Here is a 15386-nt window from a genome sequence, read left to right on the forward strand (position 1 = left end):
CATGTCGCCCCACCTACGGCGGCATTCAACTCTAGCGCAATCGCGCGCCAAGGATCGCTACAACGGCCACTGTCCACGCCGGACGCACCGCGCTAGGCTGGCTTTCGCCGATTCCCGGGGGGTATTCGATCCGTGCCGACCATCATTGCCATCAATATCTGCGTCGTGGCGCTTGCGGTGTTCATCCACTATGAATTTCTCTACCGCATGACGCGGCTCATGCCGCGCCTGCCGGCCGCCCACCGATTTCGTATCGTGTTCGGGGTGTTCGGCGCGCTGTGCGCCCACGCGGTAGAAGTCTGGCTGTTCGCCCTGGCCTACTACGGCATGTTGTCCTGGGGCGGCTTCGGCCACTTTGAAGGCCAGTTCAACGGCAGCCTGCTCGACTGCGCCTATTTTTCCTTTACCACGTTCACGACGCTGGGCTTTGGCGATATTCAGCCGCTCGCCGGGCTGCGCTATCTCACCGGCATCGAATCGCTCACCGGACTGATGCTGATCACCTGGACGGCGTCCTTTCTGTATATCGAAATGCAGCGCTACTGGCGCACAAACGACCCGGCCGACGGGTGATACCGGGCCGTATCCGGCGGCGCCGGCGATCCTCGACCTTGGAGGCACGGATGGCTGTATTCAGCATCGGCTCATATTGGCTGCGCATACTCGGGCGATCTTTCGATGCTTCGAGGTGTACTCATGCGTAGACTCGCCACTTTCGTCACGATCGCAACGCTCGCCACCGCCAGCCTGGGCATGCAGGGCTGCGTGCTGGCTGCCGCGGGTGCCGGCGCGGCCGGGGGCTATGCCGCCCATGAGGAAGGCTATCGCGTCCAGTCGCCGGTGAAGGAAGACGAGGTCGGTGGCTACAAAGGCCAGAACCCGGTCGTCCACGACGAAAGCAAGGACAAGACCCCGGAGTCGAGCAAGCGTCAGTAAGCCGTCGCACGTCTATCCGCCGCGGGCTGGCCCGCGGCGGATCGTGGGCTGCGACAACGACTGCCGATCGCGGCCCTAGATACAGGCTGGCGTTGCGGGTCAGTCCAATACCTCGACAGTCTGGCCGACCCGGATTTCGCCTTCGTTCTCGGCCACGAGATTCTGGCCGAAATACACCTGGTTGTCCTCGCCCTTGCGATACCGCAACAAGCTACGCATGGGCTCGCCGTCGGTACGGCGCTCACCGCGTGCCGGGTCGACCGTTATCATCACGCAGCGCGAACACGGCGCGTCGACCCGAAATAGCACGTCGCCGATACGGATACGCTGCCAGCCATCCTCCGCGAACGCGTCGGTATCGCTGACCACGACGTTGGGGCGAAACTGGGCCATCACGTGCGAGCCATCGGTACGCGCGTTGATGTCGGCGAGAGACGCTTCGCTGGTGAGCAGCAACGGATAGCCGTCCGCAAAGCTCACGCGAACGCCCAGCTTGTCGCGAAAACGCGATGACTGCTCGCCCAGCCACAGCAGATGAACGGGCTCGCCGACGATGCGGCTCACCCAGGCATCCAGGCGCAGAGTGGTTGTCCACGCGGGGAAATCGTCGGCCCACACGCCGGTCTCGAAACGCTGGCGTGCGAATTGCACGACCGACTCTGCCACCGCGACCTGGTCGTCGTGAACCAGGGTCAGCCGGCTGCCGTCGAAGCGGGCCGTGATCGTCTGCAGAACGGGATACCGGCGGGCGGTCACGAATGCGCCGTCGGGTTTGACCACCATGAAGCGCCGATCATGGGCCAGCCCTTCCTGCTCCACGCGGGCTGTAGCGAGGGCTTGCGCGGCGGTCGATTTCACTGGGTAGCGATAGATTGCAGCAAGGCTGGGCAAGGTATGTCTCCGTCGGCCGGCACGTGCAACAGCAATATGGCGCGCGCCAGCCACGTCGCGGTTTACGTAGCGCAAATGATAGAACACCTGCCGCCTGGCTCAAGCCATGGGCACAGGCGGCGGGCATGGCCCGGGTGGCCAATACAGGCATAATTGAGCGGACGCTTTTCCTGCAACAAGACTGTAGTGGTCGATATATCCCGTAACGAACGCGCGCAGGGCCGATTCGAACATCTGGCGGCCCGTATCGCGCCGCATATCAGTCGAGACGGTTTCACGCCCACCGCCCTGGACGGCCTGTCGCTGCTCGGCTATGCCGGACGCACAATTCGTCAGCCGGAGGTCTACCAGCCGTCGCTGGTATTCGTCGCCCAGGGCGAAAAGACGGCCTATCTGGAAGATCGGGTCATCCACTACGGCGCCGGACACTATCTCGTCCAGGCCATGCCGGTGCCCTTCGAATGTGAAACACGCGGCGATAGCAAAGTGCCGGTGCTGGGGGCTTCGCTGCGCATTGACCCGGACGTGCTCGACGAGTTGGTCACTTCAATGCCCGAGCATGTCTGGCCGGCGACCGACCCTACCGCAACCGAATCGCTGCCGATGGCGGCCGTGGCGCTCGATTCGAACATGAGCGACGCACTGACACGGTTGCTCGACTGCCTCGATGACGAGCTTTCTGCGCGGGCGCTGTATGCGGCTCGCGTGCGCGAGGTGATCTTCGAAGCCATGCGTGGCCCGCAGGGGCATCTGCTGCGACGGCTCATCCACGAGCGCGGCGCCTACGCGCGTATTGGCACCGCCATCAACCAGCTGCATACCGACTATGCCAGCTCGCTGTCGGTGGCCGATCTGGCGGCGAGTGTGCACATGAGCGCATCGAGCTTTCACCACCACTTCAAGCGGGTCACGCGGCTGTCGCCGTTGCAGTATCAAAAGCGTATTCGCCTGCTGGCCGCCCGCGACCTACTTGCCAGCCAGGTGGAGAACGTGGCCGGCGCGGCGCATGCGGTGGGCTATGAAAGCGCCTCGCAGTTCTCGCGCGAGTACAAGCGCTATTTCGGCGTCGCGCCGACCCACGACCGCCCGCGCCAGGCTCATACCGGCACCCTGGCGCTGACCGATTCGGCCCGGGGCATCTCTACATAAGCTCTCGCGATTCGACGATCGCGACCATCGTCGGGCGTAGGTTGGATTAGCGCAGCGTCATCCAACAGGCAACGCCGCCCGGTAGCGCGAATCGCTTCGCGCAATCCAACACCGCCGCGAGTTGAGGTCCGGCCAACTTGCGGCGTACGGCTCACGCCAACCCACCGGCAGAACGAAGCAGTCCGTCCGAAAACAAACGCGAATGACCGCCAATGACGGGCGGATGCGGGAGCGGCGTTTGTTAACCGACGTGCCGTTACGCGTGGCCAGTTCTACCAGAGCACGCCCAGTACCCCGCTCGATTTGCGTGTATTCGCGTTCATTCGCGAACTGCCTTCGAGAACAAGTTGCCGTCGTACGAACACAAAAAAAGCCCCCGGCACAACGGGCCGGGGGCTTTCACGACGTCACGCGGACGACGTTCGGGCAGAGACGCTATTGCGCGATCATCAGCGATTTGCTGTTGACGAACTCACGCATACCGAAGCCGCCGTGTTCGCGACCATAGCCGCTGTCCTTAACGCCACCGAAGGGCAGGTTCGGCTGGGCGATATAGTAGCCGTTGATGCTGACCATGCCGGTATCGAAATGATCCCGGGCCAGCAGTTCGGCACGCTTTTCGTCTTCCGAGAAGATGCCGCCGCCCAGACCGTAGACCGAATCGTTGGCGATACGGATCGCATCCGCCTCGTCCTTGGCACGGATGAGCGAGGCAACCGGGCCGAACAGCTCGCCGTCATAGGCCGGCATGCCGGGGGTGACGTTTTCGAGCACGGTCACCGGGTAGAAGTAACCCTCACGATCGGGCACTTCGCCGCCGGTGAGGCAGGTTGCGCCCTTCTCGATCGATTCCTTGACCTGGGCATGCAGGTTGTCGCGCAGGTCTTCGCGGGCAATCGGGCCGAGCTGGGTGTTCTTGTCGCTCGGGTCGCCGAACTCGATCTGCTTCATCTTGGCGAGATAGGCATCCCGGAACTGCTCGTAGACCGCGTCCACCACGACGAAACGCTTGGCCGCAACACAGGTCTGGCCGTTGTTGTTGATACGACCGGTCACGCAGGCATCCACGGCCTTGTCGATATCGGCATCCTCGAGCACCAGAAAGGCGTCGTTGCTGCCCAGTTCAAGCACGGTCTTCTTGAGATGCTCGCCGGCGGCCGAGGCGATCTTGCGGCCGGTCGCGGCACTGCCGGTGAAGGTCACACCGCGTACGAGTTTGTGCTCGGTGACCTGGCTGGCCTGGTCTTCCTGGATATAGAGCACGTTGAACACGTTCTCGGGGACACCGGCTTCACGGAAGATGTCTTCCAGCGCTTCGGCACAGCCCCAGACGTTGGGCGCATGCTTGAGCAGCACGGTGTTGCCCGCCATCAGGTTGGCGATGGTGTAGCGAATGACCTGATAGAACGGGAAGTTCCACGGCTGGATGCCGAAGATCACGCCGATCGGCTGATGGCTGACCAGCGCACGCCCGCCCGGCAGGTCGCGTTCTTCGTCGGCGAGGAACGTCGCCGCATTGTCGGCGCTGTAGTCGCAGATGCCCTTGCACAGCTTGAGCTCGCCGGGCGCCTGGCTGATCGGCTTGCCCATTTCCTCGGTAATAAGGCTGGACAGACGATCCTGGTTCGCAACCAGCAGTTCGCCGACCTTACGGATCAGCTTGCCGCGTTCGTCGAAGGAGCGCTGCTTCCAGTCGAGAAAGGCCTCGTGGGTCTTCTCGATCTTGTCTTGCAGCTGCTGGTCGGAAATCGTGTCGAATTCCCGGATGACCTGACCGGTCGCCGGGTTGATGGTCTTGACGGTGTTAGCCACGTAGCCTCCATACAGGCTATGAATGAACACCCCCGAGCATAGTGGTATTCGCAAGCCGTTGCTTATCGCAGGCTGTCGATTGTTTGCCCGATCCTCCAACCACGCGGTTAATGACGGTCGGCGCCGATATCGAGCAGGGATACGAACAGCGAAATCACGATCAGGCTGAACAGGAAACTGAACGCGCTCTGGGCCATTACGAGCATCCATGTATCCAGATCCAGTGGCCGGTAGGCACCGCTCATCGAGAAATGGACGGATAGCGACTGGACCAGCGCATGACCGCCCTCGAGCATGCCGGATTGTCCATGCGACGTTTCAAAGCGGCCCATCTTGGTATACACGAAAGCCATCAGAAAGGCCGCCGTCGCATAGTTTTCCAGCGCCAGCACGATGGTCCGACCGGTGGCGGCCACGATACGGCCGGGCGTGATCTTGCAGCGCCCGAAAAGGATGACGCCGATTTCCTTGTTGAGTATGCCGGCCACGCGCAGCAACGCCGGCACGGCGAGCCATGCCGCCAGCTGTTCATGCTGCCACCACAGCAGTACCGCCAATATCAGCCAGCCGACGATATAGGCCTCCGAGGCCACATAGCGAGCCCGTCGCCAGCCTGCGCCCTGCGCGCGCTCCAGGCGCGCCATACCCGCATCCAGCCAGGCATAGGGCGACAGCCGGTAGAGGGCGACCACCAGCCACTCGATCAGACGAGTACTGTTCATGCGGCGCCCGAGCCCAGCGCGACCGCGTCGCCCGGATAGATCGGCGTCATGCTCGCCGGCGCCTGATCGGCGCGCCCGTAGCCGGTAATCCATACCCGATGTGTTGGCCGGCCCGCGATATACGCCGCGACCGTGTCGAAATCGGCGTGCTCGTTGTTGCCGGTGGCACGGGCATCGAGTATTACGTTGGGCGCGGCGAACAGCCGGTCGTAGTAGTCGCTATCGACCGCCGAGTCGCCGCCGTAGCCCAGAATCGGCTCGCCGTCGAGGCTGGCAACGAAACCGAAGCAGGGTTCGCTGTGACGCGCGCGCAGCAAACACAGCGACAACCGTGGGGTTAACGGCCACGCCTGCCCCGCTGGCGTATCGACCCAGTCGCAGAACGCAGCCAGCGGCTCGCCCGTACTTTCCAGTTCGTGCAGGCGGTGTGCTTTAAGGCGTACCCCGACCGCCGGCTCGGCGACAACGCGCAGGCGGCGCCCAGCCGCCGCTTCGGCGGCGAGTACCACCGGCAATTCACCCGCGTGATCGCTGTGGTTGTGGGTGACCAGAATCGTGTCGGGAATCGCGCCCAGCCATCGCTTGCAGGCCTGCACCACGCCAAAGCCGATATCCACCAGCAGCACGTCATGGCCGTTCATTCTCAGGGTGATGGCACTGCTGGGCTCGCCGTCGTAAACGGCGGTCGCGCCGCGCCCCGTGCCAAGGCACAGGAACGACAGGCCGGCATCTTTGCTGGACATGATCACTACTCGGCAACGCAGTCAGCCGCGCATGATAGCGAACACGTGCCCCGCGCAGGTTGCCGGCGTGCGCGGCGAGCGGGCAACGGTCGCCGCATGCAGTCAGCTCGCTTCGATCAACGCCTCGACGATCGTGGCCTGGCGGGCGAAATAGCGTCCGTTCGACGGCGGCGTCGGGTCGGAGGTCATCACCACCGTCATGTCGCGCTCTGGCACCACGAACAGAACCTGTCCGCCATACCCGCGCCCGTAGTGGGCCGTCACGCCTGCGAGCCTGGTGGTGAACCAGCCGTAGCCGTAGGCATCCCCGGTATAGACCGAACGGGTTCGCCCGCGCCAGCTGGCTTCGATCCAGTCGGCCGGAATGATCTGTCGATCATCGATCCTGCCACCACGACGGATCATTTCGCCGAAGGCCAGCAGCGCGCGCGGCGTCATGCCCATTTCGTTGCCGCCGAAATAGATGCCCTGGGGATCGCGCGTCCAGGGCGGAATATCGATACCCAGCGGCTCCCCGAGCCAGTCGCGCATGAGTGCCAACGTACTGCGCCCGCTCGCCCGGGTAAGAATCGCCGACAGAACGTGGCTGTTGCCGGTCGAATAGAGCATGCGCGTGCCGGGTTCGGCCACGATCGGGCGCTGCAGCGCGTTGGCCACCCAGTCGCGACTGGCGACCCAGCTGCCGTAGTTCGCGCCCGAGGTGCGCTCCAGCCCGGACTGCATCGACAGCAGTTGGCCAACGGTGATCGTCGCCACCCGGGCATCCACGTTCTGCGGCATGCGCGGCCCCAGCAGGTCGCCGATCGGCTGGTTTACACCGTCGATCACGCCACGGTCGATGGCCGCGCCGACCAGGGTGGCGATAAGCGTCTTCGACAGCGACTTGATATTCGCCTTGGCATCCACCGAATGGCCGCGGTAACCCTGTGCGAGCACCGTCTCGCCATCGATAGCTACCAGAAAACTGTGGGTTCGTGGCAGCTGTCCGGCCCGTTCGGCGATCGACTCAAGCGCTGGCGTATCGATCGCGGCATTCGCGATGCCCGTGTACAGGATCAGAGCGCAAACAGCGCCGGCGCGCTTGAGCCCCGGCACGGCCCGTTGCCCGTTTGTGTAGATGAATTTCAGCATGGCCTTATCGTAATCGCTTCTCGGCCGCACAGGCTGCATCGTCCACGCCCCGGCGCGCGTTTTGTTCAGTGCTATGGTGCGTACAACCGCCGAGGCGTATCGCCGCATACGCGCATGCGGCGCGACGATCGACGCCCTCAGTGATTCAGGAGCTTGCCATGGAACGTGTATTCATCAGCCGTGTGATCCGGGCCGACGCCGACGTGGTGTGGACCCTGCTGCGCGACTTCAACGGCATGCCGGACTGGCATCCGGCGATCATCGACAGCGAGATCGAGCACGGACGCGAAGGCGATGCCGTGGGCTGTGTGCGCAGCTTTCACCTCGCCGACGGCGGTCATATCCGCGAGCGGCTCACCGCTCTATCGGATGCCGACCGGCATATGCGCTACGCGATTCTCGAATCGCCCATGCCGGTGAGCGGCTACGATGCGACCATCGACGTGATCCCGATCACCGAAGAGGCCGCCAGCCTCGTGGTCTGGAAGGCCGAGTTCGAAGTGGCGGCCGAAGACGCCGCTGCCACAATCGATACCGTGGCCGACGGCGTATTCCGTACCGGCCTGGACGCGGTGGCGAAACGCCTGGAGTGAGAACGCTCGACCCGTGACCGCCAGCCCGGCAGACGTACGGGCCGGTTCCTGCAATATGGGCTTTCACGCGTCGAATCGACTACGCCGCGCCCGGCCTTCGATTGCGCCTGGCCCACCCCGGCCGGCTAGTCCTGCGGCAGCGCGTAGACGACCACCTGGTCGCCGACCTGATCCTTGAGGATCGTATTGCCACCGGCAACGAAGGCCACGTACTGACGGCCCTGGTATTCATAGACCGACGGATTGGCCACCGCCGGCGCCTGGGCCTGATCGGACCAGAGCTGCTCGCCGGTGGCCAGCGAGAAGGCACGCAGCTTGGCGTCCATCGATGCACCGATGAACACCACGCCCCCGGCGGTGACCGCCGGGCCGCCGATGGTGGGCGAGCCCCATTTTTCCGGCATGAAGAAACCGTACTTCTGGGAGGCACCCACGGGGCGGCGCCATTGCACGTCGCCGGTATGCATATCCAGGGCCACGAGTTCACCAAACGGCGGCTGCCAGCACGGCATGCCCAGCCAGTTCATCGCCACTTTCAGGCGCATGCCGTAAGGCGCCCCGCTCTGGGGCGAAAACCCGCTCTCGTTGCCCGAGCCGGTATCGGCCTGTTCATACGCTTCGCGCTCGTAGAGCTTGACGTACTGCACGATATGCGAGGTATTCACGATCGCGGTCTGGCTGGCGGGGTCGAAGGCCACACCGCCCCACTGCACGCCGCCGGAACTGTCCGGATAGGCCATCGCGCCCTCGCCCTTCGTTGTGGGCGGCGTATACATGCCGCGGTAGTCGAGCTGATCCCACAGCCGCGAACACTGGCCGCCGCCGACGATGTCGGCGAGTTTCCAGACCGGCGGTTTTTTCGTCTGGTCGAGCAATGGTGCGGGCTTGGTGGGGAACGGCTGGGTGGGCGAATAGATCTCGCCGGCGACCGAACCGTCGCCGGCGGGCACCGGGCGTTCCTCGATCGGCCATACGTCTTCGCCGGTCTTGCGATTGACCACGAACAGAAAACCCATCTTGGTCGCCTGGACCAGGGCCGGGATGTTTTCGCCATCCACGGTGATGTCCATGAGCGTGGGCGCGGCGTTGATATCGTAATCCCAGATATCGTGATGCACCCATTGGCGCGACCATACGACCTCGCCCGTATCGAGATCCAGCGCGGTGGTCGAGGTCGCCAGCGGCGCCTTTTCCTGGCGATTGCCGCCCCAGAAGTTCGGCGACGGCGACGATACCGGCACATACACCAGCCCGAGTTCTTCGTCGGCCGACATATGCGTCCACACGTTGGCCGTGCCGCTGTTCTTGCGCATCTCGTCGGAAAGCGCCTGGAACGTCCATTCGCGCTCGCCGGTACGGGCATTGATCGAGAACACCGTGCCGGGCGGGGCCTGTTCGAAGGCCCAGTCCTTGCCGGCCCAGCCCAGCAGCAGATGATCGCCAACCACGGTGGGCGGCTGCAGCAGCGACAGCGGCCACTTGGCGTGGGTGTCGTTCCACTGATTGACGTTGAGCACGCCGTGATCGGCAAAACCCTCGCATTTTTCACCGGTATCGGCATCGAGCGCGAACAGGCGTGCGTCCATCGTGCCCATGTAGACGATCTTCTGGCAGGCCTTGCCCGGCACCGGCTGTTCGGCCGCCCAGTAGGATACGCCCCGGTTCTTGAGCACCGGCTGGGTCAAGGCCTGCTTCTTGGTGTGGGTATCGAACGTCCACTTCGGTTCGCCGGTGGCCGGATCGAGGGCGATCAGTCGATAGAACGGCGTGCCGATATAGAGCGTGTCGTTGGCAAAGATCGGCGTCGCCGACCAGACCGTCGCGGGTGTATCGCCGCTGCCGTCGGAGACGTCGCCGGTATGAAATTCCCAGACCTTTTCGAGCCCGGCGACATTGTCCGCGGTGATCTGGCTCAGCGGGCTGTATTTCTGTGCGTTGAGCTGGCCATGAAAACTGTCCCAGGTGGGCTCGGCGGGCACCAGCGACGAGGGCGTGTTCGCAGCAACCGGCACGGTGCCCGAAGCCTGACCCTCGGGCGCGCCCGTCTGGCGTGTCGCGGCGTTGTTACCACAAGCTGCAAGCAGCGCGAGCGCCGCGCCGATGGCTGCGGCACGCAGTACGGCATACACCTTGGTACTCATGAGTGCACCGCCTTGCGGCCACGCTGCGGCGCCAGCGTATCCACGAGCAAGCCGATCAACCCGACGCCCATGTCCATGCACAGCCACCATTCGTGAAGGAGCGCGCCAGCAAACGCGTTGCCGACCAGTCCGATCAACGTCACCGCCACCAGAACGCCCTGGTCGGGCCGCCGAGCGAGCAGCAGCGACAGTACGACCAGCGCTGCGCTCACGCCAATCGCGGCAAGCGCGCCCAGCGTCTCTGTGACGCCGGTCAGCGGCGCAAAATAGGAATAAACCGCGACGCCGAACCCGGCGAGGACTGCGACAAGAAGCAGCACGGCACCCAAACGGGCCGTGCGATCGGGTGAGGACATGGGAACCGCCGTCTGCGAAAAGCCAGGGCCAACGCGGTCACGCCCGCCCAATAGATGCATAACGCATATATTACATCGGCGCGCCAGCCACTGGCCAGCCGGCGGCTAGCGCCGAGAGCGCCGCAGCTCGCCGCGCAGCGCGATCAACAGGCAGATCATCGAACAGGCGCCGGGTGGCTCAAGCCGACATGCGCGCGGCCGAGCGGCCATCATCGGGCATGGTCCGGCCCAGAAAGTGCCGCGCATAGCGCGGCGTCAGCCGGTTGAGATCGAGATGCATGAACACGTCGGCCACGTTGAAGTCCGGGTCGTAACACGGCGGCCCGCCGACACAGGCCCCGACACGCAGATAGGCCTTGATCAGCGGCGGCAGGCGCACGGCACGATCAAGCGGTGCCTCGGCGGGCGGCAGCGCGAGGCGCGGTCGCACGCAACGATGCCGCTCGGCCGGCTGGCGGGCCCAGATCTGGCGATAGGTCGCATGGGCGAGCGCCAGACCGTCGCGTAGATCGATACTCGCACAGCCAATCAGGTGATCGTAGCGATCGGCACGAATCAGATCGGCGATACCGCTCCAGAGCACCGCCATCGCCGGACTGCGCCGATACTCTTCGGCAACACAGGTACGGCCGATTTCGAGAAAGCGCCCCTGGCAGGCAAGCACCGCGTCGAGCTCGAATTCGCTGGACGAATAAAAGCCGCCGGCGGCGACGGCTGCTTCGTGCGTGAGAACCCGGGTGCTGGCAACCGCGCGCCCATCGCGGGCATCACGAACCAGCAAATGCAGGCAGAAGGCGTCCATGGCATCGGCTTCAAGGCCACTGCCGGCCAGCGTGGCCTGGGCACCCATTTCCTGTACGAATACGCGATAGCGCAGGGCCAGGCTGTCGTCGATCTCGTTCTGGGTCCGGGCAAAGCTGTAGTAGAAACGGGCACCGCGCTCCTGCGCTGCTTGTTTGGTCGTCGTTGCGGTCATGGCGGGCATCTCGATCGCGAATCAACGACGGCAATTCTCCGAGCCCTGTGTGATACGCAAATGACCCAACGGTGACGCCTGTATGACGCAGCGGAATGTAACGATTGCGTCATTTCAAGCTGCTATCCAGTAGCGATAACGCTCGCTCCAGGACAGCAACATGTCGGATACCAGCCTGCTACTGAGGCTATGGCTGACCAAGCCGCGCCAGATCGCCACCTGGACGCCGACCGGGCGCGCCGTGGCCCAGGCTTTTGTGGATGCGCTGGACGCCGCCCCCGGTGAGGGCCACATCGTCGAGCTCGGCGCCGGCACCGGTCCGATTACCGCCGCCATGCTGGAGGCCGGCATCGATCGCCGCCGGCTGTGCGTGGTCGAATACGACAACGACCTCGTTGCCCTGCTGCGGCAACGCTTTGGGCATGGCGGCATCGTCCAGGGCGACGCCCGGGCGCTGGATTCACTGTTTGCCCAACAGGGTATCGACCAGGTGGCCGCGATCGTATCCACCCTGCCGATCCTGCATTTTTCCCGCGCCGATCAGCGCCGCGTGCTCGACGGCTGCTTCGCACGCGCCCTGCCCGGCACGCTTTTCACCCAGATCACCTACCTGCCCGGCTCGCCCGTGCGCCAGCGGGCGCTGGAGCGCTGGGGCTATCGCGCCGACCGCTTTCGGCGGGTCGCACTTAACTGGCCGCCAGCGACGCTGTGGCAGTATCGGCCCGACGTCGGCCTGTAACCCCGCCCGAACGCCACGCGCAGCAACGTTGAACGATCGCTTGCACGATCGTTCAAGATCGCCTTGACGTGTCCGCTTCAAGCTTGTCGATACCCGTCCGCCTGTTCGTCGACACGCCATGGAAATCGCGATCTATACCTTCTGCGTGATGTATTCGCCGGGGCCCGTCAACCTGCTTGCCTTCAACACGGCGCTGCACCGCCCGCCGGCCACGCTGGCCGGCTATTGCGTCGGCGTGGGCGTGGCCATGCTGAGCGTATTCCTGGTGTTGGGTTATACCGGTGCGGCCCTCGTTCGCGACGCCCTGCTACCGTGGCTGGCCGGCGCCGGCAGCGCCTATATCCTTTATCTCGCCTATCATCTTTTTACCGCGGACACGAACGCGGCAAAGGCGGCCGAACCCGCCACCGACCTGCGTTTTCGCCAGGGCTATTGCCTGCAGCTGCTCAACCCCAAGGGCTGGGTGCTGGTGCTGCCGGTAACGACGCTCATGTTTCCGGCCGCCGGATTGAGCGGCAGCGGCATACTCGCCTGTGCTCTGCTTATTTCGCTGGGTGCTGTTGGCGCGCCGGCCTGCTATGCACTGCTCGGCCGGCTTGCCGGCGCGCGCATCCATCACGGCCGCGCGCTGGTCATCGCCAACAAGGTGATGGCCCTGTGCCTGGTCGCCGTGGCCGCTTCAATCGCTTACGATTTCTTTATCGCCACCGGCAACGGCATCGCATGAGCGCCGCGACTTACGAACACGACTGGTTCATCCACTCGCCCACGCCGCGCCTCGAACGCATCGAGGCCTATTTCGGCAGCCATGCCTACGACCCGCATCGCCACGATACCTATGCGATCGGGGTCACCCTGGCGGGGGTGCAGAGCTTTCATTACCGCGGCTCGCATCGACACAGTCTGCCCGGGCGCACGATCGTGATTCATCCGGACGAAGTGCACGACGGCCATGCCGGCGATATTCACGGCTTTCGCTACCGCATGGTCTATGTTCCGCCGACCGTGTTCCAGGACATGCTCGGTGGTCAGCCGCTGCCGTTTCTACCGGGCGGCATTACCACCGATGCCCGTATGGCCGAGAGCGTGCTGCGGCTGCTGCGCCCGATCGACGACGCGCTCGAATCGTTCGAGGAAGACGATGCCCTGTTCGATCTGATCCGTGCCATGAACGCGCTGGCGGGCACCCAAACCAAACCGCGGCGGGTCGACGCCGTGTCCGCACAGCGTGCACGCGCGTTCATCGATGACAGCCCACAGGGGCGCATCACCCTCGATCAGATCGAGGCCGTGACCGGGCAGAACCGCTGGCGGCTGTCGCGGGATTTTCGGGTGCTGTTCGGCACCAGCCCCTATCGTTACCTCACCATGCGCCGCCTGGAGCGCTGCAAACGCAGTCTGGATGCCGGCGACGGGCTGGCCGATGCATCGCTGGCGGCCGGCTTCGCCGACCAGAGCCATATGACCCGACAGTTTCGCGATGCCTACGGCATTTCGCCTGGTCGCTGGCTCAAGCTCACCGCCCAGGCCACCGGCCAAAGCCGCGAGCGCGGCTAGCGCAGTGCCAGTTCGCCGTATTCGAGAATGCTCGGAATCACGATTTCCTCTTCATCAGCCAGGTGCTGTTTAACCAGCAGCAGCAGACGGTCCGCGCGCTCGGCATAGGTGTCCACGCGGTAGCGCAGCGCGTCGTCGCCCACCGCGAACGCCTGCAGCAACGACTGTGCGCTATCTACGACCGACAGCAGCTGTTCATGAATGATTTCATGATCGTTCTCCAGCAGATCGAAGCCGTAGATCAGGCGCTCGTCGAGGTTTCGAAAGCGGGGAAAGTAATGGGCATCCTCGATTCGGTGATGCCCTTCCAGATGCTGGAGATAGGCCCGCAGACGCGGCGCGAACGCGCGCTCAAACGCCGCGATGTCGGTGCGCCCCTCGCGAAAATCCTCGCTAACCCGGGCCAGGGCGCCGCCCTCGGCGCGCAGCGCATCGTGAACCTGCAGCCAGAAGGCGGCCAGTTCGCCGTAATTGGCGTGCGCCGGCCATTGCGGTGCCGGATACTTCGCCCGCAGCAGCGCGATCTCGGCCGGTAGCGCGGCGCGTTGATCCAAGCGCAGGTCGTCGGAAATCGTGTGCATCACGCAATGATAACGCGAAGCCGCAGCCGCTTTGCCGGCGCACAGCAACACGTCTGCAGGCCTCGGACCCGACAGGCGCAGCCTGCCGGGCCCGGTCCAGGGGCTTAGTCGGCCTGAATCGGCGGGATGATGCGTTCGGCAGCCAGCCGATCGAACAGATCGAAGAACGACGCGCGCGTTTCACGGTGGTCCATGAAGCCGAAGTTGCGCGACTTGTTGATATCGTTCACGCATTCCTGCTCGCGACCCAGATCGCCGTCGCTGTGCCACCAGGACGCCAGGCGGCCGATATCCGACTCCACCAGGCCGTGAGTTTCGGCCAGTTCGGCCCAGGTGGATTCGATACCCTCCATCTGCTGCTCGAGCGGATGCGGGGTTTCGTCCGGGCCCTCGGCCTCGAGCCCGAAGTATTCGCCGATCTCCCGCCACAGACGACGCCAGCGAAACACATCGCCGTTGACCGAATTGAATGCCTGATTCTGGGTGCCGGGCGAAATGGCCGCCCATTCCATCTGCCGTGCCAGCAGCAACGCATCGGTGAGGTCGGTGAGCGCGTTCCACTGCGTCTGCGAACCGGGGAACTTGAACGCACGACCGGTGGCCTTGCAGATCGACGCATAGGCCGCGAGCGTCACGCCCATGTTCATGGCATTGCCACGCGCATAGCCGATCAGGGTATGCGGTCGATGCACGTTCCAGCTCAAACCGTAACGCCGGGCGTTTTCGAACAGAATGTCTTCGAGTACATAGTAGAAGTTGGGCCCCGGCACACGTTCGGCGGATTCACGAAACGGCGTTTCCACGTTGCCGCTGCCGTAGGCTTCGAACGAACCGAGATACTGCTTGGTGCCGGTCACCAGCGACGCATGGCGCAGTTTCGTTTCGTCCAGCGCGTCGAACAGGTTGCGCATCATCGCGCCGTTGGCTTTTTCGTTTTCCGCCTCGGAGTCGCGAGCAGTCCACGTGCAGAAGAACACGTGAGTGATCTTGAGGCCGGCCAGCGCTTTGGCGGTGGCCTGCGCGTCGAGCAGATCGGCCTGGACCGGAATGACCCCGCCG

17 protein-coding genes are annotated in these 15386 nt (G+C 64.2%); 7 read left to right on the forward strand and 10 right to left on the reverse strand.

The window, feature by feature from the left end:
- Positions 1-132 precede the first annotated feature (132 nt).
- Both ABNU97_RS06030 and ABNU97_RS06035 read left to right on the forward strand, forming a co-directional pair.
- Complete coding sequence (locus ABNU97_RS06030; protein ID WP_348765846.1) at positions 133-573, forward strand: potassium channel family protein; 441 nt, start codon at positions 133-135, stop codon at positions 571-573.
- 123 nt (positions 574-696) lie between these two features.
- Positions 697-936 carry a hypothetical protein gene (locus ABNU97_RS06035; RefSeq protein ID WP_348765847.1) on the forward strand — a complete coding sequence of 80 codons (240 nt, stop codon included), beginning with the start codon at positions 697-699 and terminating at the stop codon, positions 934-936.
- 99 nt (positions 937-1035) lie between these two features.
- On the opposite strand, the gene ABNU97_RS06040 is transcribed toward ABNU97_RS06035, so the two are convergent.
- Positions 1036-1827 (reverse strand): MOSC domain-containing protein, encoded by a 792-nt coding sequence (locus ABNU97_RS06040; protein ID WP_348765848.1) that lies wholly within the window; start codon positions 1825-1827, stop codon positions 1036-1038.
- Positions 1828-2013: 186 nt separating this feature from the next.
- Between ABNU97_RS06040 and ABNU97_RS06045 the strand changes: the two genes are divergently transcribed.
- The gene (locus ABNU97_RS06045; RefSeq protein ID WP_348765849.1) at positions 2014-2976 is read left to right on the forward strand and encodes an AraC family transcriptional regulator; all 963 of its coding nucleotides are present in this window, start codon (positions 2014-2016) and stop codon (positions 2974-2976) included.
- 435 nt (positions 2977-3411) lie between these two features.
- On the opposite strand, the gene ABNU97_RS06050 is transcribed toward ABNU97_RS06045, so the two are convergent.
- From ABNU97_RS06050 to ABNU97_RS06065, 4 genes are all read right to left on the reverse strand, one after another.
- Positions 3412-4788 (reverse strand): NAD-dependent succinate-semialdehyde dehydrogenase, encoded by a 1377-nt coding sequence (locus ABNU97_RS06050; RefSeq protein WP_348765850.1) that lies wholly within the window; start codon positions 4786-4788, stop codon positions 3412-3414.
- Positions 4789-4895: 107 nt separating this feature from the next.
- Positions 4896-5510 carry a hypothetical protein gene (locus ABNU97_RS06055; protein WP_348765851.1) on the reverse strand — a complete coding sequence of 205 codons (615 nt, stop codon included), beginning with the start codon at positions 5508-5510 and terminating at the stop codon, positions 4896-4898.
- Positions 5507-6253 carry an MBL fold metallo-hydrolase gene (locus ABNU97_RS06060; RefSeq protein ID WP_348765852.1) on the reverse strand — a complete coding sequence of 249 codons (747 nt, stop codon included), beginning with the start codon at positions 6251-6253 and terminating at the stop codon, positions 5507-5509. The genes ABNU97_RS06055 and ABNU97_RS06060 overlap by 4 nt, the downstream gene beginning before the upstream one ends.
- Positions 6254-6355: 102 nt before the next feature.
- Positions 6356-7384: a serine hydrolase gene (locus ABNU97_RS06065; protein ID WP_348765853.1), complete on the reverse strand. Its 1029-nt coding sequence runs from the start codon at positions 7382-7384 to the stop codon at positions 6356-6358.
- Positions 7385-7542: 158 nt separating this feature from the next.
- Here ABNU97_RS06065 and ABNU97_RS06070 point away from each other — a divergent pair, with 158 nt between their 5' ends.
- A complete protein-coding gene (locus ABNU97_RS06070) occupies positions 7543-7977 on the forward strand; it encodes an SRPBCC family protein (RefSeq protein WP_348765854.1) in 435 nt (144 codons plus the stop codon).
- A gap of 125 nt (positions 7978-8102) precedes the next feature.
- Here ABNU97_RS06070 and ABNU97_RS06075 read toward each other — a convergent pair whose 3' ends face one another.
- The 3 genes from ABNU97_RS06075 to ABNU97_RS06085 all read right to left on the reverse strand — a co-directional run bounded on the left by ABNU97_RS06075 (position 8103) and on the right by ABNU97_RS06085 (position 11450).
- On the reverse strand, positions 8103-10118 hold the full coding sequence (locus ABNU97_RS06075) for a pyrroloquinoline quinone-dependent dehydrogenase (protein WP_348765855.1): 2016 nt from the start codon (positions 10116-10118) through the stop codon (positions 8103-8105).
- Positions 10115-10474 carry a hypothetical protein gene (locus ABNU97_RS06080; RefSeq protein WP_348765856.1) on the reverse strand — a complete coding sequence of 120 codons (360 nt, stop codon included), beginning with the start codon at positions 10472-10474 and terminating at the stop codon, positions 10115-10117. The genes ABNU97_RS06075 and ABNU97_RS06080 overlap by 4 nt, the downstream gene beginning before the upstream one ends.
- Positions 10475-10652: 178 nt before the next feature.
- Entirely contained in the window at positions 10653-11450 is a 798-nt protein-coding gene (locus tag ABNU97_RS06085) for a GNAT family N-acyltransferase (RefSeq protein ID WP_348765857.1), read from the reverse strand.
- A gap of 160 nt (positions 11451-11610) precedes the next feature.
- Here ABNU97_RS06085 and ABNU97_RS06090 point away from each other — a divergent pair, with 160 nt between their 5' ends.
- The 3 genes from ABNU97_RS06090 (at position 11611) to ABNU97_RS06100 (ending at position 13746) form a co-directional block, all read left to right on the forward strand.
- Positions 11611-12189, forward strand: coding sequence for a methyltransferase domain-containing protein (locus tag ABNU97_RS06090; protein ID WP_348765858.1), 579 nt, complete (start codon positions 11611-11613; stop codon positions 12187-12189).
- A gap of 118 nt (positions 12190-12307) precedes the next feature.
- Positions 12308-12916: a LysE family transporter gene (locus ABNU97_RS06095; RefSeq protein ID WP_348765859.1), complete on the forward strand. Its 609-nt coding sequence runs from the start codon at positions 12308-12310 to the stop codon at positions 12914-12916.
- Positions 12913-13746, forward strand: a complete 834-nt coding sequence (locus ABNU97_RS06100; RefSeq protein WP_348765860.1) for an AraC family transcriptional regulator — start codon at positions 12913-12915, stop codon at positions 13744-13746. Before ABNU97_RS06095 ends, ABNU97_RS06100 begins: the two co-directional genes overlap by 4 nt.
- Here ABNU97_RS06100 and ABNU97_RS06105 read toward each other — a convergent pair.
- Positions 13743-14327: a hemerythrin domain-containing protein gene (locus tag ABNU97_RS06105; RefSeq protein ID WP_348765861.1), complete on the reverse strand. Its 585-nt coding sequence runs from the start codon at positions 14325-14327 to the stop codon at positions 13743-13745. The genes ABNU97_RS06100 and ABNU97_RS06105 overlap by 4 nt on opposite strands.
- Before the next feature lie 104 nt (positions 14328-14431).
- Positions 14432-15386, reverse strand: a 955-nt coding sequence (locus tag ABNU97_RS06110) for an SDR family oxidoreductase (protein WP_348765862.1), incomplete at its 5' end; no start/stop codon positions are given.

Origin of the sequence: uncultured Salinisphaera sp., assembly GCF_964012375.1 — a bacterium.
In the GTDB taxonomy this organism is placed as follows: Bacteria; Pseudomonadota; Gammaproteobacteria; order Nevskiales; family Salinisphaeraceae; genus Salinisphaera.